Origin of the sequence: Virgibacillus indicus, from assembly GCF_002266285.1 — a bacterium.
GTDB lineage: Bacteria > Bacillota > Bacilli > Bacillales > Amphibacillaceae > Virgibacillus_K > Virgibacillus_K indicus.
Genome location: NZ_NPMS01000004.1, coordinates 181074 through 202037, shown reverse-complemented (window position 1 = coordinate 202037; position 20964 = coordinate 181074). Strand labels below are relative to the sequence as shown.

The following is a 20964-nucleotide window of genomic DNA, read 5'->3' as shown; positions in this document are numbered from 1 at the left end:
GTGAATATTGTTTAGCTAAAAGGGAGGATTAATTTTTTTGTATGTGTTGTTATATAACAAAGAATATTTATGGTTTATGTAATACAACAGATTAGAAAGGAAGGAAACTATGCTGATAAAGAATACGGAGGTACAGATTACGAGTGAAGAACGGTATGAGGAAATTTTAACACCAGAAGCCCTGGAGTTTATAGGGAAACTGCATAATCATTTTGATGAACGTCGGAGAAACTTATTGGAGATCAGAAAGAAACTGCAGGAAAAATTAAATGAAGGAGGGAAATTGGATTTTTTAAAAGAAACAAAAGATGTGCGTGACGATCAATGGGAGATTGATCCATTACCTAGAGATCTCCAGGATCGCAGGGTGGAGATTACGGGCCCTGTTAACAGAAAAATGATTATTAATGCTTTGAATTCAGGTGCGAAAACATTTATGGCTGATTTTGAAGATGCGACTTCACCAACCTGGGAAAATATGATGCAAGGTCAAATTAATTTAAGAGATGCAATTCGAAAGCAGATCGATTTTCAAGCAGAAAACGGTAAAAGCTATTCACTTAATGATGATCCTGCAGTATTAATGGTTAGGCCAAGGGGCTGGCATCTTGAGGAAAAAAATATCAGAGTGAATAATAAGCCGCTTTCTGCAAGTTTAGTAGACTTTGGACTATATCTTTTCCATAATGCAAAAGAATTATTGCATCGGGGAACAGGCCCATATTTTTATTTGCCGAAACTTGAAAATCATTTAGAGGCACGGCTTTGGAATGACATATTTGTTTTTGTTCAAAATGATCTGGGTATCCCGCAAGGCACCATTAAAGCGACTGTTCTGATTGAAACAATAACAGCTGCCTTTGAAATGGATGAGATTCTGTATGAATTAAAAGAGCATTCTGCTGGACTGAACTGCGGGCGCTGGGATTATATTTTCAGCTATATAAAGAAGTTCCAGACAGATCCTGATGTAATATTGCCAGATCGTTCTATTGTCACGATGGAAGTACCGTTTATGAGATCATATTCACTACTGGCAATAAAAACCTGTCATAAACGGGGGGCACCCGCAATAGGAGGAATGGCTGCACAAATTCCAGTGAAGAATAATGATCAGGCAAATGAAGCTGCATTTAATAAAGTTCGTGCAGACAAGGAAAGAGAAGTAAATGATGGACATGATGGGACATGGGTTGCACATCCTGGTATGGTTCAGCTGGTGAGGGATGTTTTTGATAAGGGCATGCCTGCACCGAATCAAATTTCAAGGAAACGTGAAGATGTGAAGGTAACAGCAGCGGATTTAGTGGAAATTCCGAAGGGTGCTATAACGGAGCAGGGATTACGTACAAATATCAATGTAGGAATTCTGTATATTGCTGCATGGTTATCGGGCAGTGGGGCTGTCCCAATAAATAACTTAATGGAGGATGCAGCAACCGCAGAAATATCACGGGCACAAGTATGGCAATGGATACGTCACCCAAAAGGTATTTTAAGTGATGGAAGGGATATTACTTTGGAATTGGTCGAGACAATCTTGGAAGAAGAGATAACCCAGATAAAAGGTAATGAAGGAGAATTAAACTTTCGTAAAGGAAACTATGAGAAAGCAGCACAGATTTTTCATAATCTTATTAATCAGGATCTTTTTGAAGAATTTTTGACACTGCCGGCTTATGGCCAACTTTTAAAAGGGGGAAACGAATAATGACTGCAGAACGTGTTGAACGATTAATGACTGATTGGGAAAATAATATCCGCTGGGCGGGTGTGGAACGTCCATATACTGCTGAAGAAGTAATACGTTTACGTGGTTCACTTGATATTGATTATACAATAGCAACAAGGGGTGCCAATAAGCTTTGGAATCTTGTTAATACTGAAGCTTATGTTAATGCATTAGGTGCTCTTACCGGAAACCAGGCGGTACAACAGGTGAAGGCAGGTTTGAAAGCAATTTACTTAAGTGGCTGGCAGGTTGCAGCAGATGCGAACATGGCTGGTCAAATGTATCCGGACCAGAGCTTGTATCCGGTAAATAGTGTTCCAAATGTGGTTAAGCGGATTAATCAGGCCTTGCAGCGTGCTGATCAGGTTCACTATTCAGAAGGAAATAAAACGATTGACTGGTTTGCTCCAATTGTTGCAGATGCTGAAGCAGGGTTTGGAGGTCAATTAAATGTATTTGAATTGATGAAATCTATGATAGAAGCAGGAGCGGCTGCTGTTCACTTTGAGGATCAGCTATCATCTGAAAAGAAATGCGGTCACCTGGGTGGAAAAGTTCTGCTGCCAACCCAAACAGCTGTAAGAAATTTAATAGCAGCCCGTTTTGCAGCAGACGTTATGGGGACTCCAACCTTAATAATCGCCAGAACAGATGCAAACGCAGCAGATTTGATTACAAGTGATATTGATTCCAATGATGCACCATTTATTACAGGTGAACGCACTGCCGAAGGATTTTTCAAAACAAATTCAGGAATCGATCAAGCCATATCTCGCGGTTTGGCTTATGCACCCTATGCTGATCTGATTTGGTGTGAAACATCGGAACCAAATATAGAAGAGGCACAAAAATTTGCCGAAGCAATTCATGAGAAGTATCCGAATAAGTTATTGGCATATAATTGCTCCCCATCTTTTAACTGGAAGCGGAAATTGTCGGAAACAGAGATAGCCGGCTTTCAAAAAGAACTTGGCAATATGGGATATAAGTTCCAATTTGTTACATTAGCGGGTTTTCATGCACTCAATCATAGTATGTTTGACCTGGCAAGAAAATATAAAGATGAAGGAATGGTAGCATACTCGGAACTTCAGGAGGCAGAATTCGCGAGTGAAAGGCATGGTTACAGTGCTACACGGCACCAGCGTGAAGTTGGAACAGGTTATTTTGATGAAGTGGCTCAGGTGATTTCGGGAGGAACTTCTTCAACCACTGCGCTCAAAGGTTCAACGGAGGCAGAACAGTTTACAAATTAATATAATAAGATACTATTTAATCCAAAAAAGTGTGTATTCTCGGATAGGGAATATACGCTTTTTTTAATGAAAAAAGAGGTTTTATGTCATATTTGAAATATAATTGTAATATTACTCTAACACGCATGAAATTTTTAAGTGTTACACTACAAATGACCTAAATAAATAGGTTACATAGAACAAAATACATATCACTGATCTGCAAGATAAAAGGTCGATCCTAGAATAATACATAGAGAAAGCATTGCGGTCGTGAAATTGAAAGCGGGGAACAGAAAGTTGAAAAAGACGTTAGTTATGGTAACCACTGTTGCAGTGGTCGGTTTTGGCAGTGCTCTTTTTGGTACAACAGCCCATGCAGACAACCTGGAAAATTTGCAGCAAAAACAAACTCAAATTCAAAATGAACGTTCAGATATTAAATCAAATCTATCAGAAGCAGAAGGGAAAATTGCTGATATTCTGGTAGATTTAGAGGAATTAAATCAAGAAATAGAAAAAGTTGATAAAGCATTAGAAGAAAACCAAAAAATGATGGACAAAACAGAAAATGAAATAACAGACACACAAAGTGAAGTTGATTCATTGGAAGAAGAAATTGTAAAACTGGAAGAAGCGATCGAAAAGCGCTACGATATTTTAAAAGAACGAATTGTTTCCTATCAAAAAAGTGGCGGGAATGTAAGCTACCTGGAAGTTATATTCGGCTCCAAAAGTTTTGGGGATCTTATCAGCCGTGTAGCTGCTGTAAATAAAATCACTGAATCTGATCAGGCATTAATGGATCAGCAGGAAGAAGATAAGAAACAAGTAGAAGAGAAACAAAATAAAGTAATCGATAAATTAGATGAGTTAAAAGAAATGAAAACAGAGCTTGAAGGAATGCAAGCAACCATTAAAGAACAAAAAAAGCAAAATGAAGATAAAAAGGAAACATTAAAATCAAAAGAAAAAGATTTACTAGCAATGAAAGAAGAATTGCAAATGGAAGATAGCAATCTGGCATCACTTGAAGCTGAAGTAAGTCAAAGCATTGCAGCTGCAACGGCACCTGCGCCAGCAACCTCAGTGGAAGAGGATAGTTCAAATGGAAATCTGACAACACTGAGCAAAAAAGAAAACAATAAAAGTAATTCAGCTTCTAAACCAGCAGTATCCACAGGCAGTGGAAACATCAGTACAGCAATAAATGCTGGTTATCAGTACCTGGGAGTGCCATATGTTTGGGCAGGAAGAACACCAAGCGGTTTCGATTGTTCCGGTTTTGTATCCTGGGCATTCAGCCAGGCGGGAATTTCGATTCCATCAAGTACATCCGGCCTGTCAGGAACTGGATCTAAAGTTTCCTACAGTAATATTCAGCCGGGGGATTTGGTATTCTTTAACACATATAAAACAAATGGCCACGTTGGAATTTATGTAGGCGGCGGTAAATTTATTGGTTCTCAAAATTCCACAGGCTTGGCAGTTGCTGACATGACTAGCGGTTATTGGAAAGGCAAGTTTGCTGGACATGTACGTCGTGTACGTTAAAGTATTAATCTGAAAATAAAAATCCATCCTAAATTGAATAGGATGGATTTTTTATTAGCTGTTTTTATCTTTGTATTATTTTTATCGGAATTTTCATCAGTAAATATGAGAAAGTCCAGCTAGTCAAAAAAGAATAAATAGGGTAAAAAAATGAATGAGCAGCCAAACTTAATTTCTTTAGCTGCTTATTTTAATTATTGTTGATGTTGTGATGCCAATCATTATTACCAAGATAGATGAGTAAATAATCGTCACTTCCGGTATGAAAAGCCAGCCGAAAAAAAGTATTATACAATCGATTGTAAAAATATAGATTCCAGCATTTATCGATGTTATTTTTGATAGTATTAGCGCAAGAAGGTCTGTACCGCCAGTACTTGTTTCAGAAATAAGCATGATACCAACTCCACTGCCGATAAGAAGACCTCCCGTTAATGAACTTATTAGAATAGGTGCTGACTCCGTTAAAGATAGTGGATGAAATAGATCAATGAAAAAGGAAGAAATCAATAGACCATGAACTCCGTTAATAAAATAAGTTCGATTGTAAAAGAAGGCAATTACATATAAGGGAATACTAAGCAGAATTATAGTTAAACCTGGTTTTAGGCCAAAAGCATATTTCGCAATTAATCCTAATCCGATAATCCCGCCATCCAATAAATGATTTGGTAAAATAAATGTGTTAATTCCAATGGCAATCAATGAACTTCCTATTATTATGGAAACTATTTTTTTAATCAAAAGCAATCACCTTGTCCCATCCTCTTATCAAAATAATATGACTTATAATATAAAATAATGAATTATAACTGTGTTCTATATAGACACATTTTTTTATATAGAATATAATTTAGTATAGGAAAGCAGGTGATTGCCCATGGGAAGGCGCTAATACTTTCGTTTATTGATGTATCTGTACCTGCATGGGCGGATCATCTGCGAAGAACGTGCAGAAACTTAATTAGCTTAATTTTCTCAAAAAACCAGGAGGTGAACTCCTTGTATTCATTGATACAAGGGTCTTAATTGGAGATTGTTAATTTACTTATGGTTGCTATATTGATTTTGCTGACCGCATTCTTTGTAGCAACCGAATTTGCTATTGTTAAAGTTCGTTCCACTCGAATTGAACATTTAATATCAGAAGGAAATAAAAAAGCAGTTCATGCCAAAAAATTGATAGATAATTTAGATGCATATTTATCTGCATGTCAATTAGGGATTACGGTTACAGCTTTAGGTTTAGGTTGGCTTGGGGAACCAACAGTTGAAAGATTATTGCAACCCGTATTTGAAAACCTGGATGTAAATGAAACGGTATCCTCACTGCTGTCCTTTCTAATCGCCTTTTTAGCGATAACCTATATACATGTAGTTGTAGGAGAATTGGCACCAAAGACAATTGCTATTCAAAAGGCTGAAGCTATAACATTATTACTGGCAAAACCTCTTATATTCTTCTATAAAATTATGTATCCATTTATTTGGTTGCTAAATGGATCTGCACAATTGCTTATTCGATTATTTGGTTTTAAGCCAGTTAAAGAGAATGAAATGGCTCACTCCGAAGAGGAACTGCGTTTAATTCTTTCTGAAAGTTATAAAAGCGGGGAAATTAATCAAGCAGAAATGACATATGTGAATAATATATTTGAATTTGATGAACGGCTGGCAAAAGAAATAATGATACCACGCACGGAAATGATTTGCTTCTTTAAAGAAGACAGCTTTGAAACAAATATTAATGTTATCCGTGAGGGCCAATTTACCAGATATCCTGTGGCAGATGAAGAAAAAGACAACATCATCGGATTAGTAAATTTGAAAGATGTATTTACTGGACAATTTGATGATGACAGGCCAGTTTCGATTGAGAGATATATCCGCCCGATTATTCATGTTTCTGAAGCTACCCCGATTAAGCAGCTTTTGTTAAAGATGCAAAAAGACCGAATCCATATGGCAATAGTTAATGATGAATATGGTGGGACTGCGGGACTTGTGACAGTTGAAGATATACTCGAGGAGATTGTTGGAGATATCCGCGACGAATTTGATGTCAATGAAACGCCAATGATTGAAGAAGTTGACCATTCAACAATGGTTGTAGCAGGTAAAATTCAAATAGAAGAAATTAATGACCGATTGGGATTACATTTAGAAGATGAGGAAGTAGATACTATCGGTGGTTGGATTTTTATGAAAAATTTAGAAGCAGCAGAAGGTACAATTATTGAGCACGAAGGCTATCAATTTATTGTTGAAGAAATTGATGGTTATCAAATTAAGAAGGTTAGAATAATAAAATAATAGAAAACAAAGGCAAACTTCTATGAAGTTTGCCTTTGTTTTTATCTGTTTTTCAAAATAAGAAAATCTGTTATGGGAAAACTTGTCTTTTTTGACATAAAATCTATAGAATGCGACGTAACTGCCCTGTTGATTTCAACTTCGGACGGATGTTTCACGGGTTGAACGGATTATCAGGATTTGGGGTACTTCTCTGAGCCCAACACTAGAAAACAATAGCCAGTGATCACATAGAGCGCCTCTCTAAGCCCAAATTGCCTGAAATAATTAGTCACCGGGCACATAGAGTGACTCTCTAAGCCCAAACAACACGAAATAAGTAGCCACCGGGCACGTAGAGTACTTCTCTAAACCCAAAGAGCTAGAAACAAATAGCCACTGGTCACATAGAGGATATTTCGGTGGATGGCTGATATGATTCCGGGAGTGTGGTTATATTTCCTGAGCGGCCGATGGAATTATCATCGCTAATTTTAGTTCGATTTTACATCAACTATGGCGTTTCAAAGACATCAAAGATCGCAAAAATATATAACAGCGGAAATATAACTGTATGTCAAAAAAGTTTCCATTATTGTAAAGGAAATTATAATATGTAATAATTATGTTAATTATCTAAAAACTATAATTTCCAACAGGGGGCTATCATGGAACAAATAAACAAAGTAAAAGAATCACTAAATAATGTTATTTTTGGTAAAGAAGAGGTTATTGATCTTCTATTTATCGCCTTACTTGCAGAAGGACATGTGCTGCTGGAAAGTGTACCAGGCACCGGTAAAACAAAACTTGCGAAAAGCTTTGCAAAAGTGATGGATGGTGACTTCAGCAGAGTTCAATTCACTCCGGATGTTTTACCAAGTGATGTAACGGGAATTCGTTTTTTTAATCCGAAAACACAGGAATTTGAACTGAGGGTCGGCCCGGTTGTATCAAATGTTCTGCTTGCCGATGAGATCAACCGAGCAACACCAAAAACACAGTCCAGTCTGCTGGAGGTTATGGAAGAATATCAGACTACCATTGATGGGGAAACGATAAAAGTAGAAGCACCATTTATAGTACTTGCAACCCAGAATCCGGTAGAAAGTAATTATGGCACGTTTCCATTGCCTGAGGCTCAATTAGACCGTTTCCTGTTTAAAATAGATTTGGGATATCCTTCTGAAGAGGAAGAAAGACGCATTTTACATACATATCGTTTAAGTGATTCATATGATGAAATTTCATCTTCACTAACATTGGAAACGATCAGAGAAATGCAGAAAGCTATAAAGCAGATTACCTTATCGGATGCAGTAACCGATTATTTATTAGGACTTGTTCATGAATCACGAACAAATCATGACGTAGATCTTGGCATTAGTCCAAGGGGGATGCTTGCAGTAATGCGAGCATCACAGGCAAGAGCATATTTGGAAAACCGTTCGTACGTTACACCTGATGATATTAAACTGCTGGTGCCATATATATTTGAGCATCGGCTGATTTTAACGATGGAGGGGTCCATTAAAAAGACAGCTGGGCAGGTTGTAACTGAAATAATGAGAAATGTGGCTGTCCCAGTAGAAGCAGGAGCAGTAAGCAAATGATATGGCAAAAGGAATTTGGTTCACAGCAGCAGAAAAGCTTTGACTATATGCTTGTTGCAATCATTATTTTCTGTTTAATCGGGATCATTTTTTCAAATCAAATTGCTTTTTTGGGTGTAGGTGTATTTACAGCATATCTGGTTGTATACAAATTATATGACACAGGGATCGGTAAAAAGTTAGATCTTAAGAATCCTCGAATGACTATAAAGTTATTTCCCGAAGAGGAGTCATCCCTGACTTTTGAGTTGTCAAATCAATCTGTTTTTCCTCTTGTAAATGGGGAATTTCAATTTCAGACTGGTGCAGCAATAAGGGCATATGAACATACCAAGGAAACAGACAAGTACTGGACCCAGATAAATGTCCCTTTATCAATTTTTCGCAAGCGAAAAATAACAGTTGAAATTCCTGTTGTTGCACAGGAGCGTGGTGTTTCAAGAATCAATAATATTTCCTATGTTTTTCCGCATCTTTTTAACTTTGATTTACTGACATTAAAGTTTAATGGGTTCTATTATACAGAGTTTATTGTATTCCCAAAGCTGCTTCCTGTTCACAATACAGAGATGGTTTTTCATATGATACCGGGAATCGGCCGCTCAAATATGTCTCCATTTGAAGATATACAAAGTCCATTAGGAACAAGAGATTATAGCTATAGTGATCCATTTCACCGTATTAACTGGAATGCTTCGGTAAAATCACAGAAGCTGCAAACAAATGTATATGAAAAAGTCGTTGATATGTCATATGTTTTTATCGTTAACCTAGGTATAAAGGATAATAAAAATATGACAAGATTTAATCAAAACCTGGAAGAGCTATTATCATATACAGCCTATTTATCTGAGTATGCCACAAAAAAAGGTGTTCCTTTTGAGATATTTATTAATTCCCGCAAGCCGGGCAAAGTTCCATATGTTCATCTTTCAGAAGGGGAAGGAAAAAATCATTATGGACAGGCTCTGGAAATGCTTGCAAGAGTTCATAAACAATCAATGATCATGCCATTTAACCAAATGCTCCATCGTTTGGGGAAACACTTTTCCAAACCGAAAACAATTATATTCATTGGAAATGTTCCGGCCGGGACTCGGAGGATTATGGATTCCTGGCGGATACAGCAAAAATCGGCATTTCGTGTTATTCAGGAGAATGATGCAGCGATTATAAAGTCATTGGAAAAGGATGGGATGAAGGATGCAAAATAACCATCCAATGTTAACATTTGCCTACCATTTTCTCAGTGAAGCAATCATCATGTTTTTAATTATGCTGCCAATTATGTATCATCGGTTTCTCTGGGTGCCATACTGGAGCTATCTTATTATTATATTGCTGACATGTATTTTATTTTCAATAATAACAGCAAGGACAGTAAGTTATTTTTGGTATATTATAATGGCTCCTGTATTATTTGGCGTATTTTACTTGTGGGATTATCCGATTGCAGCAGCTGTGTTATTTCCTGTCCTGTTTGTCTGGAGATATATTAGTATCCGCCGTGAAGAAATTATCAGCAGAGAAAATCAATACATTATCATTACAATTGTATTAACTGCACTTGTAAGTCTGCTGGTCAGAGATAGCCGGATTATGATATTTCCGTTTTTGCAGATTATTATTTTGATTACTGGCTATATCAGCAGTCATCTGGCTGCATTGAAAAAACAAGAACGCAGAGAATTTGATCGCATGCTGGCTGTGTATTTTATTGGTTTTCTTGGAATAGGAGCTCTATTGTTTTTTGCCATATCTGATGGGATCCGTAATTCAGTACTGGGGATTTGGAATGGATTGCTTCATTTACTGGGGCTTTCCCTTGGCGGTATATCAAATATTCTCAGCCTCATAGAAGTTAATGAAAGAGAATGGACATCACAGAATAGTGACGGGGGAGGAGAAGGCGGGGAATACTGGAATGAGCCTCAGGGTGTTTCACTCCTGGAAGAAAGTACCTTATTTGTTGCCATAGGTTTTGTTGTCCTGCTTTTAATAATTGCTTTATTTTATTTGAAAAGACGCTTTCGCAGTTCAACAAAACAGGAAACACAGAATGCTAAGATTTCTTATAGTGAATTGGATCCGCAAGAAGGAGGTAACTCCTATTCCATAGCCACCAGAATAAAAAACATGTTTAAACGACCGGAACATCCGGTGCGGAGAATGGTTTTGCAATTTGAAAAATTCGCGGAAAAGAACCAAAAAGGACGAATGTCCTTTGAAACAATTGAAGATTGGTTTGAGCGGATTGGAATGGAATCAGATATTGTGGTTTATCAAAAAGTGAGGTATGGTGAATCAGATGTCAGCACTCAGGAACAAGAAGCCTTAAAGCTGCAGCTGAAAAAAATGGAAAAACAGCTGACCGATCATTGACCAAAATCAATTTAAACGTTATAATCTTAACTAATAATATATAAGTTTTCTAGGGTTCCGCAGCTTTCTGCTGGTCTGGTCCGAGAGAAAACGCACTGTTCGTGTACACGGAGGGACAAAAGCCCGGGAGGATGTCTATGTTTGATAGATATCTTCCCGGGTTTTTCAATTTTTCCTGCATGTAACTTGCATAAACGCTTTTACAGGAGATGGTGAGCATGAAAAAAGATTGGAATTTTGTATTTATAGCCGGATTATTTGAGATTGGCTGGGTAATTGGATTAAAGCATGCCTTTAATTGGTGGACATGGGGACTTACGCTGTTTGCAATCTATTTTAGTATGCATTTACTTATTATTGGATCGAGACGGCTTCCGGTAGGGACAACATATGCTGTATTCACAGGGATGGGTACTGCTGGAACGGTTATATTGGAAATACTCGTATTCAATGAGCCATTCCGGATTGAAAAAATAGCATTGATTCTTCTGCTGCTTAGCGGAGTCATTGGCTTGAAAACAATAACACCAGCTGCTGATAGTGAAGGAGGCCAATCATAATGGACTGGATTTTTTTGATTTTTGCCGGAGCAGGTGAAGTGGTTGGAGTTATGGGAATAAATAAAGTGAATAAAAAGCTGAATTTATCTTCTCTCGGATTATTATTCGGTGGGTTCATTTTAAGCTTTATCTTTTTATCAATAGCTATGAAGACAATTCCAATGAGTACGGCATATGCTGTATGGACAGGGATGGGAACAGTAGGCAGCGCACTTGCCGGGATGATATTTTTTAATGAATCGAAGGATTGGAAGAGGCTTTTGTTTATTGGCATGGTTCTTTCCGCTGCAGTCGGATTAAAATTAATCTCATAATAAGCATGTTTATACCCCGCAAATATAGGATAAACACTACTAAGAATTGAAAACTTTCTTAAAGGAGTGCCTGTATCCTATGGATTTGAATAAGGAATTGAAGCAGCTGGAAAATGTGCAAAGAGAAGGTGCGAATAAAGTATTTACAATGTACTTAAATACGGATCCATCAGACCCTGATCAGCAGAGTGGTGAATGGAAAATACATTATAAAAATGGTATCCGTAATTTTGAACAGTATCTGGAAGAAGATGAGAATAAGGAAGAATTAAGGAATTTTCAGTTAATCAAACAAAAGGTTGATAAGTTTGTTAAAGGAAATGAACAAAATTTCCTGAAGGGAATCGTTATTTTTGCAACTGCTGATGAGGAGGTCTGGTTCGCAAACAGAGTGCAGATGCATGTCGAGACAGAGTTTTACTGGCAGGAAACACCTGAAATCAGCCAGCTCGCTAAATTAAGAGACCAGTTTCCAAAATCGGGAATTATCCTGGTACAGCAAAATGAAATCAAAGTTATTGAATCTTATTTAAATGAAATTGAAGATACTACTTCTTTTGAACTTGATATAAAAACAGAGGACTGGCGTCAAAAACAAGGACCTAGAAATTCAAATGCTTCCATGGGGGCTGGCAATGCAGATAGGCAAAGAGACCATTTTGACGCACGTTATGAGGCGAATCAGCAGCGCTGGTATAAAAAAATTGCCCCTAAACTGGACAAGCGGGCAAAAGAACATAGCTGGGAAAAAATATATGTTATTGGTGAACCTGATTCATCAAATGATTTAAAAGCACAGATGAATAAGCCCGTTAATGAAGTAATTCAAAAGAATATGCTGGATCACGAGGAATCAAAAGTATTGCAGGAGGTATTTGGATAAAAAAAGAAGCTGTCCCAAAGGGTCAAACTCTATTGGGCAGCTTCTTCGCTTGATTCATCTGATAAATACTTTTCGTTAACGTAACCCTCAAATTCATCGGTAGTTATCTTCACCCATTCTTCTCCACTGTCCTCAACAGAGACTTCCTCATCGATTACAACGACCCCAGCAATTTCATAGTCAACTCCTGGACCGCTTCTGACATTCAATGTTTCAACCGTTACATATCTTGTAGAATGAGTGACTGCTTCTTCTTCGGTTTCCTCTTCTTCTTTCTGAACTTTATCTTCAGTGTCATCAGAATCTTCGGTTTCGTCATCAGTTTCATCTTCAGGATTCTCTTCTAATTCAGCATTATGTACACTTCCAGATTCTGTTTGATCAAATTCAGGATTATTAAAATTATGCTGCATAACAGCAACAAAAACGATAAAAGCAGCAATTAATATTGTTAAAATTGTAATGATAAGAACTTTTCCCTTTTCCATACACAAATCTCCTAACCTGAATATCTAAAATGTAGTATACACGAAATAAGTTGAAAATGGAAAAAGTCTCTACAAAAATAGGCGAAAAACACTAAAAACTATGACGATTGAAATGATCAAGGAGCTGAGTATATAACCGAGTGCTTTTTTATATTGATTTGATATTATTAATTGCAAGGCCTCATTTCCAAAGGTAGAAAAAGTTGTGTATGAACCACAAAAGCCGATTCCAAGCAGCCCCCACAACCATTCAGGTGTGATTTCTTTTTCTGATAGAACAAGCAGAACTGCCAGGAGAAAGGAACCAGAAATATTAGCTGTCCAGGTGCCAATCAATCTTTTGTTTGCTTTGACTGAAAGATAAAACCTGGCAGCACTGCCAAAAAAACCACCAATTGCGATGAGGAAAATATTCATTGAATGTTCCACTTCCTTGAGGCCACCTTAAATCCAAGCATGCAAAATAAAATCCCGCCGGCAACACTAAGCAAAATATAAACAGCCGCCAATAACATGTGGCTGTTCATGAGCTGAATAGTTTCAACAGCAAATGTCGAAAAGGTGGTAAAAGCACCAATTACACCAACACTGAAAGCTGCAAACAATTCAGGAGAAAGCTTCTGCTTTAATGATGGATGGTATAAAAGAAAGCTAATTAAAAAGCAGCCTGATAAATTAATAAATAAGGTTGTATATGGAAATATGTGATCGGTACCGAAAAGCACAGAAATTCCATAACGGGCAATCGCACCGAACATCCCGCCAGTACCAGCAGCTAAATAAAGCTTTATGTTCATGCACTTTTGCAGCCGGGGCATAATCCGTAAATTTCAAATTTATGTCCCTCTATTTCGTAATTGGCCAACGTATTTTGTACCTCGTCCATCGGGCAGACTTCGATTTCCTTCGTTTTTCCGCATTGATTGCAAATAAAATGATGGTGATGATGGTGCGTGCAATTCATGCGGAAATGTTTTTCCCCGTTTAATTCGGTAGTTTCCAAAATTTCCATTTCATTATACAAATGAAGATTACGGTAGATTGTGTCAAAGCTGATTCCTTCATAAGCAGGTTCCAAATGCTGAATTAAATCCTTTGCGGTACGGTAGCCATCTGCTTCTTCAAAAAAACCCAAGATTTCTTTACGTCTTTTGGTAGCTTTATAGCCATTGTTTTTCAAACGATCAATTGCCTCATTTATATTCATTCAAATCCCTCACTTTTTTTGAAGGTTATTTTCGTGTGCTTTTTTTAACGTGAAATTATATTTCTTTGCTGCAATCGAAATTAATAAAATAATTAGTGAAACAAGTACAATCGTACCACCTGGTGGGATACTTAAATAATAACCTGTTATTAAACCTGCAACAACGGCTATTTCGCCAAAAATAATAGATAAAAACATCATTTGTTTAAAACCTTTAGCAATCCTCATGCTTGCAGCAACCGGTAATGTCATCAATGCGGAAACTAGCAGCACGCCAACTATTCGAATGGATGCCGCGATTACCAGTGCGGTTAAAACAATAAAAAGCAGGTGAATTGCTTTTGCATGAATTCCAGAGATTGTCGCATGTTCTTCATCGAAAGAAAGGCTGAAAAGTTCTTTATAAAGCAAACCTACAATCATCACGATGAAAATGGAAATCCCAAGAATGGTATAAAAATCATTGATGCTTACTGCTGATACAGATCCAAAAAGGTAGTTGAATAATTCGGTGTTAAAGCCATCCGCAATTGAGATGAAGATTACACTTAACCCTACTCCACCGGATAAAATAATTGGTATCGCGATTTCCTGATAGGCCTTGTAAACACCTCGAAGTTTTTCAATGAAAATGGAGCCAATTACGGAAAAGGCCATCCCGCTGTATAATGGGGTGATCAGTGTTACCGCAAATTTTTTCTCGAGCAATAATCCAAAAGCTATCCCGGCCAATGTAACATGTGATAATGCATCAGCAATCAGTGACAGTCGTCTGACTACAATAAATGTTCCTAGAAGTGGTGCGATGATTCCAATTAATAGTCCTGTTAAAAATGTATATCGTAAAAAGTCGTATTCCAGAAAATCTGCGAGCATAACCGTTCCTCCAGCATTAATGATTGTGGGTGACAATATTTACGGGATGGCCATAAAATACGGACAAATCCTTTTCTGAAAGAGATGTGTATTCTTCCGGCTTTCCGTGAAAATGCAATGTTTTATTTAAGCAAACAATATCTGTTGCATGCTCAGTAATTGTTCCTGTGTCATGTGTAACGAGCAATAATGTGATCTGGCGTTCATCATTTAAACGATGCAGAAGCTCATAAAACCGCTGAACATTTTCATAATCGACACCGACAGTAGGCTCATCCAGTATAAGCAGCTGTGGATCATTAACCAGGGAACGGGCAATAAAGATCCGCTGCTGCTGGCCCCCGGAAAGATTCCCGATATTTTCATGTGTATATTCAAGCATACCTACCTGATCAATCGCCTGAATTATTTTTTCCTTATGATTCTTATTGAAAAATCTGAAATAGCCAACGTTTGCAGTCAGTCCTGTTGAAACTACCTCAAATACGGTAGCAGGGAACCCCTTATTAAATGAATTGGCTTTTTGTGAAACAAAACCGATTCTATTCCAGTCTTTAAATTTGCCGATTGGTCCGCCAAGTAATTGTACAGATCCTTCATCAGGTTTCAGTAACCCGAGAATTAGTTTGATCAATGTTGTTTTGCCACCGCCATTGGGACCAAGTAGCCCCATAAAGGCTCCTTTAGGAATTTCGAAGTTTATGTGGTTTAACACAGTTTTCTGATCATAGGCATAGGATATATTTTTCATTGAAACAACCGGTTCTGACATGTGTAAACACCTCTTTTGCTAATCTGTTGCTTTATCCAATACGTTTAAATTTTCCTTCATTAGTGACATGTAATCATTTCCCTGCTCAATATCCTCGTCTGTTAATACAGACAGATTATGAATTGTTAAGCTCTCAGCATCAATCTGATCCTGAATAATTTCGGAAACCCGATTCGAGCTGTTTTGTTCAAAAATAATATAATTCAAGTCATGTTCTTTTGCCTGTTCAATGATTTTGACTAGATCTTTTTGCGACGGCTCACTGCTTGAGGAAAGTCCATTAATTGGAATTTGTTCAATCCCATAACGTTCCTCCCAGTACCCATAACCAGCATGGGAAACAAGAATTCGTTTGTTTTGTTTTGACTCTAATATATCGGTAAATTGTTCATCCAAATCTAATAAATCTTCTTCAAGCGTGGAAAAACCTTTGTTATAAATTTCTTCTGCCTCCGGATTTAAGCGGATTAGTTCATCTTTTATAATAGAAGACATTTCCAGCATACGATGCGGATCAATCCATATGTGCGGATCATGATCACCATGACTGTGCCCCTCATGATTGTGTTCGTCTTCATGATGTTCATGTGACTCATTCTCCTGGTGGAAGAGTTCTTCATGCTGGCCTATCTCAATTAATTCAACATCCTGTTCTGCCAACGTTGCTGCTGCAGTTTCAGCAAACCCTTCCATGCCAGCGCCCAGATAAATAAATGCATCACTCTTGGCAATAGCGGTAATATCCTTCGATGCTGGTTCATACGTATGTGCGTCCACTCCCGGGGGATAAACAGATGTAACAGCAACAGAATCTCCGCCAATTCTTTCGACAGCATATTGAATCGGGTAAACAGTTGTATAAATGGTAAGATCTGCATCATTGTCTGTTTCTTTATTATTAGGTGTGCAACCAATTGCGATAGCACTTAAAATCGTCAATATGAAAATTGCTTGTATTACTTTCATTTCGTATCCTTCCCAACATTTATTTCAACTTTTTATATAATATCGTAATCATTACGATTTGTAAATAGGAATGATTACGGAAAACATCCCTCTTTTAGTGATGAGTGCACGAAAGCAGGAGAAAACTTATCATTCGCAAACTCATCGACGTAATGAGTGCACGAAAGCAGGAGAAAACTTATCATTCGTAAACTCATCAAGGTAATGAGTGCACGAATGCAAGAGAAAACTTATCATTCGCAAACTCATCAAGGTGATGAGTGCACGAATGCAGGAGAAAACTCTTCATTCGCTAGCTCATCGAGGTGATGAGTGCACGAAAGCAGGAGAAAACTTATCATTCGTAAACTCATCGAGGTAATGAGTGCACGAATGCAGCAAAAAGCTCTTCATTCATTAACTCATCAATAAAATGAAAGTCGACCCTAAGTAAGATCACAGCAAAAAGTCCTCCATCGATGTGATGAAGGACTAAATCAGCCTATAAATGTTAAATAGCTCTATTCATAGTATGTCCATTGCTGTTTTCCTACAGAATTAAAATTAGTCGCCAAAATTCTTCTTATCGAACTTTTCGACTTCACCACCTGACACCAATTTTGTATAACATTACTGGTAATCTTCTCATTTGGGAATAAAACCTGAAATTCTTTGACCGATCTTAATACAGCTTTTGTAACTGATTCTTTATATCTGCATTTATGGCAAACGCAAGTTCTTTTCTCAACAGCAACAGAAAATGAATGGCATTTTAAACAGGTAATTCCTTTTTCTAATTGATTGTAATCGTAGGAAGGAATCTGAGTATATGGAGAATCTGAATTGTGTAACGATAATAATTGACCTGCAAGCTTTTTATGTCTTTCTGTCAATCTTGAAGGTATAGTATTTAGATTTGTCATGTATTGAGTAACCTGCGTTGGAAAAATAATAGGTTTATCTAGGGGTGCTTGGTATAAAGTGAAGTTGGGGTTAATAAAAACGACAGAAGCATCAATTTGAAGGTTGAAGCCAAGACTGAGAAGTAATTGACGCAGTAAGGATTCGCTTCTGCTCAGTTGGTGAAGGGGATTAAGAATTTCTAATTTGGGCTTCTTAAATAGCTTATCAGATTCGTAATAATAATCACCTTCATAGTTTTTAACTTCGTAAAAGAAGATCCTTTCTCCTGCGATAATGAGGGAATCAATTTGAAAGGTGGTACTATTTACAACTAGTAACAAATCATTTAATATCGAGCATTCACATTGTAGTTTTTCTGTAAAAGTATCGAATAGCATCTCTCCTTCAAAGCCCTTTTTTAGATTCAGGTAGTGTTGTTTTTCCTTACTGGTTAATTTCTTCCGCTTGTTTAATAATTCGAGGATTATCAGTTCTTGTGGCTTGACGCGAGGTTTATAAGGCATAGTCCACTTCCTTTATATTTTGATAAAGACTAGTTCTATTATATCCGAATATTCCGTTTTAGGGAATAAACATTACTTTTAGCAACTTCATAGTTGAAAAAACAACATTGCTTCACTAGACCTCAAGGTCATTGTAACAAAAAAATCACAACATTTTAATCTTTGGTATTGCGAAATGTCAGAATATAATTTATAGTAGTAAATAAGTGGATAGCTTGCTATCTTTTATTTTTGGCAACAAAATGAATGAGTGTTCATTCAAATAAGATTGGGGGACAAATCATGAAGCATACAATCAAGCGTGCGGCAGTCCTGGGCTCTGGTGTAATGGGATCTGGTATTGCAGCCCACTTGGCAAATGCAGGAATACCAACAATAATGCTGGATATCGTACCACGTGAATTAACAAAAGATGAAGAAAAGAAAGGATTAACACTTGAGGATTCAGCCGTACGAAACCGAATGGCTACACAAAGCAAGAAAGCACTTTTAAAACAAAAACCATCTCCAATAACGACAAAGAAAAGTCTTGATCTCATTCAGGTGGGCAATATGGATGATGATATGGAAAAGCTGGCTGACGTCGACTGGATTATAGAAGTAGTTGTTGAAAACCTTGGGGTTAAGAAAAAGGTTTTTGCAAATGTTGATAAATACCGGAAAGAAGGAGCAATAGTCAGTTCTAATACATCCGGAATTTCTGTAGAGGATATGACTGCAGAATGCTCAGAGGATTTCCGTAAGCATTTTCTGGGAACGCATTTTTTCAATCCTCCAAGGTATCTTAAACTTCTGGAAGTTATTCCTACAAAAGATACTGATCCTGACGTATTGAAATTTATGAAAATATTTGGTGAAGATGTGCTTGGCAAAGGTGTTGTTGAAGCGAAAGATACACCTAATTTTATCGCCAACCGCATTGGCACATATGGCTTGCTAGTGACGGTAAGAGAAATGCTGAAAGGCGGATACAGTATAGGGGAAGTGGATTCCGTAACAGGCCCAATGATTGGCAGACCAAAAAGTGCTACGTTCCGCACATTGGATGTAGTTGGTTTGGACACATTCATTCATGTGGCGAAAAATGTATATGATCAGGTGAATGGTGCTGAAAAGGAAGTATTTGAAGTGCCGGAATTTATGAAGAATATGCAGGAGAAGGGCTGGTTAGGCGCCAAAAGCGGCCAGGGATTCTTCCTTAAGAAAAAAGGAAAAGACGGAAGTACAATCTATGAATTGAATCCAGAAACACTAGAGTACGGGACCCGAAAAAAGCTGAAGACAGCAGCAACAGAAATGGCAAAACAGGAAAAAGGCTCCAGCAATAAATTGAAAGCGCTTGTATCAGCAAAAGGAGATAAAGCAGGAGACCTTGTTTGGTCCATACTCAAGCCTGTTTTAATCTATTCAGCAGATTTGCTCGGAGAGATTGCAGATGACGTTGTTTCCATTGATCAGGCCATGAAGTGGGGATTTGGCTGGGAAATCGGCCCATTTGAAACATGGGATGCAATTGGTGTCAGCAAGTCCGTTGAGCGCATGCAGAAGGAAGGAGAAACCGTACCGGAATGGGTACTTAAGCTTCTGGAAGATGGCAATGAATCCTTTTATAAAAAAGAAAATGGAAATGTATTCTTCTATGATGAAGGGGAATACAAGCAGCAGACCTTTAATAAAAAAGAAATTAATCTTAGAAGCCTGAAAGATGTTAATGGAGTTATTAAAAAGAACACAGGTGCCAGTTTGATAGATTTGGGAGACGGTGTTGCCGGACTCGAATTTCATGCGAAAAGCAATGCAATTGGTTTGGATATTATGCAAATGATCAACTTTGCAATTGAAGAAACTGATAGAAACTATGAAGGACTGGTAATAGGAAACCAAGGCAAGAATTTCTGTGTTGGTGCAAATCTAGCTATGATGCTGATGGAAGCCCAGGATGATAATTTCTATGAGCTTGATATGGTAGTTCGCCAGTTTCAAAATATGGCAATGAATATCAAGTATTCCAACAAGCCAGTTGTAGCAGCACCATTTAATATGGCACTTGGCGGAGGTGCCGAGGTTTCACTTCCGGCAGCTGCAATACAGGCATCTGCAGAAACCTATATGGGATTGGTTGAATTTGGTGTCGGATTGATCCCTGGCGGTGGCGGGACGAAGGAACTTTATTTAAAAGAGCTTCGCAACCTGCCAAAAGGTGTGAATTTTGATCTGACAAAGGTGGCAAATGATGTTTTTGAAAAAGTTGCAATGGCAAAAGTTTCAACGTCGGCTGCTGAAGCAAGAGAAAATGGATTTTTAGATAACAATGATGCAATCAGTATAAACCCGGATCATTTATTGCATGATGCAAAAGAAAAAGTTTTAGCTTTAGCAGGTGCAGGCTACAAAGCACCAGCGCGGGAACAAATTCCTGTTGTAGGTGACGCAGGCTATGCAGCCATGTTACTTGGAGCAAAAACACTGCGATTCAGCGGCTATGCATCCGATCATGATGTGAAGATTGCTGAGAAGCTGGCATATGTATTGTCAGGCGGACGAATTAAAGAAGGAACAATGATCGATGAGCAGGTAATGCTTGATTTGGAACGTGAGGCATTTCTGAGTTTAATCGCTGAACCAAAGACTCAGGCTCGGATGCAGCACATGCTATTAAAAGGAAAACCATTACGAAATTAATA

Annotated in this window: 20 protein-coding genes and 1 riboswitch; of the genes, 11 read left to right on the top strand and 9 right to left on the bottom strand. The window is 37.7% G+C overall.

Annotation, left to right across the window (positions count from 1 at the left end):
• Nucleotides 1–109: 109 nt before the first annotated feature.
• From aceB to CIL03_RS10500, 3 genes are all read left to right on the top strand, one after another.
• Complete coding sequence (gene aceB / locus CIL03_RS10510) at nucleotides 110–1711, top strand: malate synthase A (RefSeq protein WP_094885802.1); 1602 nt, start codon at nucleotides 110–112, stop codon at nucleotides 1709–1711.
• The gene (aceA, locus tag CIL03_RS10505; RefSeq protein ID WP_094885801.1) at nucleotides 1711–2988 is read left to right on the top strand and encodes an isocitrate lyase; all 1278 of its coding nucleotides are present in this window, start codon (nucleotides 1711–1713) and stop codon (nucleotides 2986–2988) included. The genes aceB and aceA overlap by 1 nt, the downstream gene beginning before the upstream one ends.
• Nucleotides 2989–3267: 279 nt before the next feature.
• Nucleotides 3268–4521 (top strand): C40 family peptidase, encoded by a 1254-nt coding sequence (locus tag CIL03_RS10500; RefSeq protein WP_240508050.1) that lies wholly within the window; start codon nucleotides 3268–3270, stop codon nucleotides 4519–4521.
• A gap of 177 nt (nucleotides 4522–4698) precedes the next feature.
• Here the strand turns inward: CIL03_RS10500 and CIL03_RS10495 are convergent, their stop codons facing one another.
• Nucleotides 4699–5265, bottom strand: coding sequence for a YitT family protein (locus tag CIL03_RS10495; RefSeq protein ID WP_094885800.1), 567 nt, complete (start codon nucleotides 5263–5265; stop codon nucleotides 4699–4701).
• Nucleotides 5266–5550: 285 nt separating this feature from the next.
• Between CIL03_RS10495 and CIL03_RS10490 the strand changes: the two genes are divergently transcribed.
• The 7 genes from CIL03_RS10490 (at nucleotide 5551) to CIL03_RS10460 (ending at nucleotide 12565) form a co-directional block, all read left to right on the top strand.
• A complete protein-coding gene (locus CIL03_RS10490) occupies nucleotides 5551–6834 on the top strand; it encodes a hemolysin family protein (RefSeq protein ID WP_094885799.1) in 1284 nt (427 codons plus the stop codon).
• A gap of 647 nt (nucleotides 6835–7481) precedes the next feature.
• A complete protein-coding gene (locus CIL03_RS10485; protein WP_094885798.1) occupies nucleotides 7482–8426 on the top strand; it encodes an AAA family ATPase in 945 nt (314 codons plus the stop codon).
• Nucleotides 8423–9640 carry a DUF58 domain-containing protein gene (locus CIL03_RS10480; protein WP_094885797.1) on the top strand — a complete coding sequence of 406 codons (1218 nt, stop codon included), beginning with the start codon at nucleotides 8423–8425 and terminating at the stop codon, nucleotides 9638–9640. The genes CIL03_RS10485 and CIL03_RS10480 overlap by 4 nt, the downstream gene beginning before the upstream one ends.
• Nucleotides 9630–10808 carry a hypothetical protein gene (locus tag CIL03_RS10475; protein ID WP_094885796.1) on the top strand — a complete coding sequence of 393 codons (1179 nt, stop codon included), beginning with the start codon at nucleotides 9630–9632 and terminating at the stop codon, nucleotides 10806–10808. The genes CIL03_RS10480 and CIL03_RS10475 overlap by 11 nt, the downstream gene beginning before the upstream one ends.
• Before the next feature lie 38 nt (nucleotides 10809–10846).
• Nucleotides 10847–10940: riboswitch (guanidine-I (ykkC/yxkD leader) on the top strand.
• A gap of 86 nt (nucleotides 10941–11026) precedes the next feature.
• Nucleotides 11027–11368, top strand: a complete 342-nt coding sequence (locus tag CIL03_RS10470; protein ID WP_094885795.1) for a DMT family transporter — start codon at nucleotides 11027–11029, stop codon at nucleotides 11366–11368.
• Nucleotides 11368–11682: a DMT family transporter gene (locus tag CIL03_RS10465; RefSeq protein WP_094885794.1), complete on the top strand. Its 315-nt coding sequence runs from the start codon at nucleotides 11368–11370 to the stop codon at nucleotides 11680–11682. The genes CIL03_RS10470 and CIL03_RS10465 overlap by 1 nt, the downstream gene beginning before the upstream one ends.
• Nucleotides 11683–11761: 79 nt before the next feature.
• Complete coding sequence (locus tag CIL03_RS10460; RefSeq protein ID WP_094885793.1) at nucleotides 11762–12565, top strand: VLRF1 family aeRF1-type release factor; 804 nt, start codon at nucleotides 11762–11764, stop codon at nucleotides 12563–12565.
• Between the two features lie 29 nt (nucleotides 12566–12594).
• Here CIL03_RS10460 and CIL03_RS10455 read toward each other — a convergent pair whose 3' ends face one another.
• The 8 genes from CIL03_RS10455 to CIL03_RS10420 form a co-directional block, all read right to left on the bottom strand.
• Nucleotides 12595–13053: an SH3 domain-containing protein gene (locus CIL03_RS10455; RefSeq protein ID WP_094885792.1), complete on the bottom strand. Its 459-nt coding sequence runs from the start codon at nucleotides 13051–13053 to the stop codon at nucleotides 12595–12597.
• 69 nt (nucleotides 13054–13122) lie between these two features.
• Nucleotides 13123–13482 carry a fluoride efflux transporter CrcB gene (gene crcB, locus CIL03_RS10450; protein ID WP_240508049.1) on the bottom strand — a complete coding sequence of 120 codons (360 nt, stop codon included), beginning with the start codon at nucleotides 13480–13482 and terminating at the stop codon, nucleotides 13123–13125.
• On the bottom strand, nucleotides 13467–13850 hold the full coding sequence (gene crcB / locus CIL03_RS10445; protein WP_165767933.1) for a fluoride efflux transporter CrcB: 384 nt from the start codon (nucleotides 13848–13850) through the stop codon (nucleotides 13467–13469). Before crcB (CIL03_RS10445) ends, crcB (CIL03_RS10450) begins: the two co-directional genes overlap by 16 nt.
• Nucleotides 13847–14260 carry a Fur family transcriptional regulator gene (locus CIL03_RS10440; RefSeq protein ID WP_094885789.1) on the bottom strand — a complete coding sequence of 138 codons (414 nt, stop codon included), beginning with the start codon at nucleotides 14258–14260 and terminating at the stop codon, nucleotides 13847–13849. Before CIL03_RS10440 ends, crcB (CIL03_RS10445) begins: the two co-directional genes overlap by 4 nt.
• A gap of 9 nt (nucleotides 14261–14269) precedes the next feature.
• Nucleotides 14270–15136 (bottom strand): metal ABC transporter permease, encoded by an 867-nt coding sequence (locus tag CIL03_RS10435; RefSeq protein ID WP_094885788.1) that lies wholly within the window; start codon nucleotides 15134–15136, stop codon nucleotides 14270–14272.
• 16 nt (nucleotides 15137–15152) lie between these two features.
• Nucleotides 15153–15908: a metal ABC transporter ATP-binding protein gene (locus tag CIL03_RS10430; RefSeq protein ID WP_094885787.1), complete on the bottom strand. Its 756-nt coding sequence runs from the start codon at nucleotides 15906–15908 to the stop codon at nucleotides 15153–15155.
• A gap of 18 nt (nucleotides 15909–15926) precedes the next feature.
• Nucleotides 15927–16874: a metal ABC transporter solute-binding protein, Zn/Mn family gene (locus CIL03_RS10425; RefSeq protein WP_094885786.1), complete on the bottom strand. Its 948-nt coding sequence runs from the start codon at nucleotides 16872–16874 to the stop codon at nucleotides 15927–15929.
• 500 nt (nucleotides 16875–17374) lie between these two features.
• Nucleotides 17375–18280, bottom strand: coding sequence for a nuclease-related domain-containing protein (locus tag CIL03_RS10420; RefSeq protein WP_094885785.1), 906 nt, complete (start codon nucleotides 18278–18280; stop codon nucleotides 17375–17377).
• Between the two features lie 282 nt (nucleotides 18281–18562).
• Between CIL03_RS10420 and CIL03_RS10415 the strand changes: the two genes are divergently transcribed.
• Nucleotides 18563–20962, top strand: a complete 2400-nt coding sequence (locus CIL03_RS10415; RefSeq protein ID WP_094885784.1) for a 3-hydroxyacyl-CoA dehydrogenase/enoyl-CoA hydratase family protein — start codon at nucleotides 18563–18565, stop codon at nucleotides 20960–20962.
• Nucleotides 20963–20964: the final 2 nt, after the last annotated feature.

Coding starts and splice junctions, on each gene's coding strand:
- CIL03_RS10425 (WP_094885786.1), bottom strand. CDS start 16,874: ATGAAAGTAATACAAGCAATTTTCATATTGACGATTTTAAGTGCTATC.
- CIL03_RS10475 (WP_094885796.1), top strand. CDS start 9,630: ATGCAAAATAACCATCCAATGTTAACATTTGCCTACCATTTTCTCAGT.
- CIL03_RS10455 (WP_094885792.1), bottom strand. CDS start 13,053: ATGGAAAAGGGAAAAGTTCTTATCATTACAATTTTAACAATATTAATT.
- CIL03_RS10485 (WP_094885798.1), top strand. CDS start 7,482: ATGGAACAAATAAACAAAGTAAAAGAATCACTAAATAATGTTATTTTT.
- CIL03_RS10420 (WP_094885785.1), bottom strand. CDS start 18,280: ATGCCTTATAAACCTCGCGTCAAGCCACAAGAACTGATAATCCTCGAA.
- CIL03_RS10435 (WP_094885788.1), bottom strand. CDS start 15,136: ATGCTCGCAGATTTTCTGGAATACGACTTTTTACGATATACATTTTTA.
- CIL03_RS10480 (WP_094885797.1), top strand. CDS start 8,423: ATGATATGGCAAAAGGAATTTGGTTCACAGCAGCAGAAAAGCTTTGAC.
- aceA (WP_094885801.1), top strand. CDS start 1,711: ATGACTGCAGAACGTGTTGAACGATTAATGACTGATTGGGAAAATAAT.
- CIL03_RS10430 (WP_094885787.1), bottom strand. CDS start 15,908: ATGTCAGAACCGGTTGTTTCAATGAAAAATATATCCTATGCCTATGAT.
- crcB (WP_165767933.1), bottom strand. CDS start 13,850: ATGAACATAAAGCTTTATTTAGCTGCTGGTACTGGCGGGATGTTCGGT.
- CIL03_RS10440 (WP_094885789.1), bottom strand. CDS start 14,260: ATGAATATAAATGAGGCAATTGATCGTTTGAAAAACAATGGCTATAAA.
- CIL03_RS10470 (WP_094885795.1), top strand. CDS start 11,027: ATGAAAAAAGATTGGAATTTTGTATTTATAGCCGGATTATTTGAGATT.
- CIL03_RS10465 (WP_094885794.1), top strand. CDS start 11,368: ATGGACTGGATTTTTTTGATTTTTGCCGGAGCAGGTGAAGTGGTTGGA.
- CIL03_RS10415 (WP_094885784.1), top strand. CDS start 18,563: ATGAAGCATACAATCAAGCGTGCGGCAGTCCTGGGCTCTGGTGTAATG.
- CIL03_RS10460 (WP_094885793.1), top strand. CDS start 11,762: ATGGATTTGAATAAGGAATTGAAGCAGCTGGAAAATGTGCAAAGAGAA.
- aceB (WP_094885802.1), top strand. CDS start 110: ATGCTGATAAAGAATACGGAGGTACAGATTACGAGTGAAGAACGGTAT.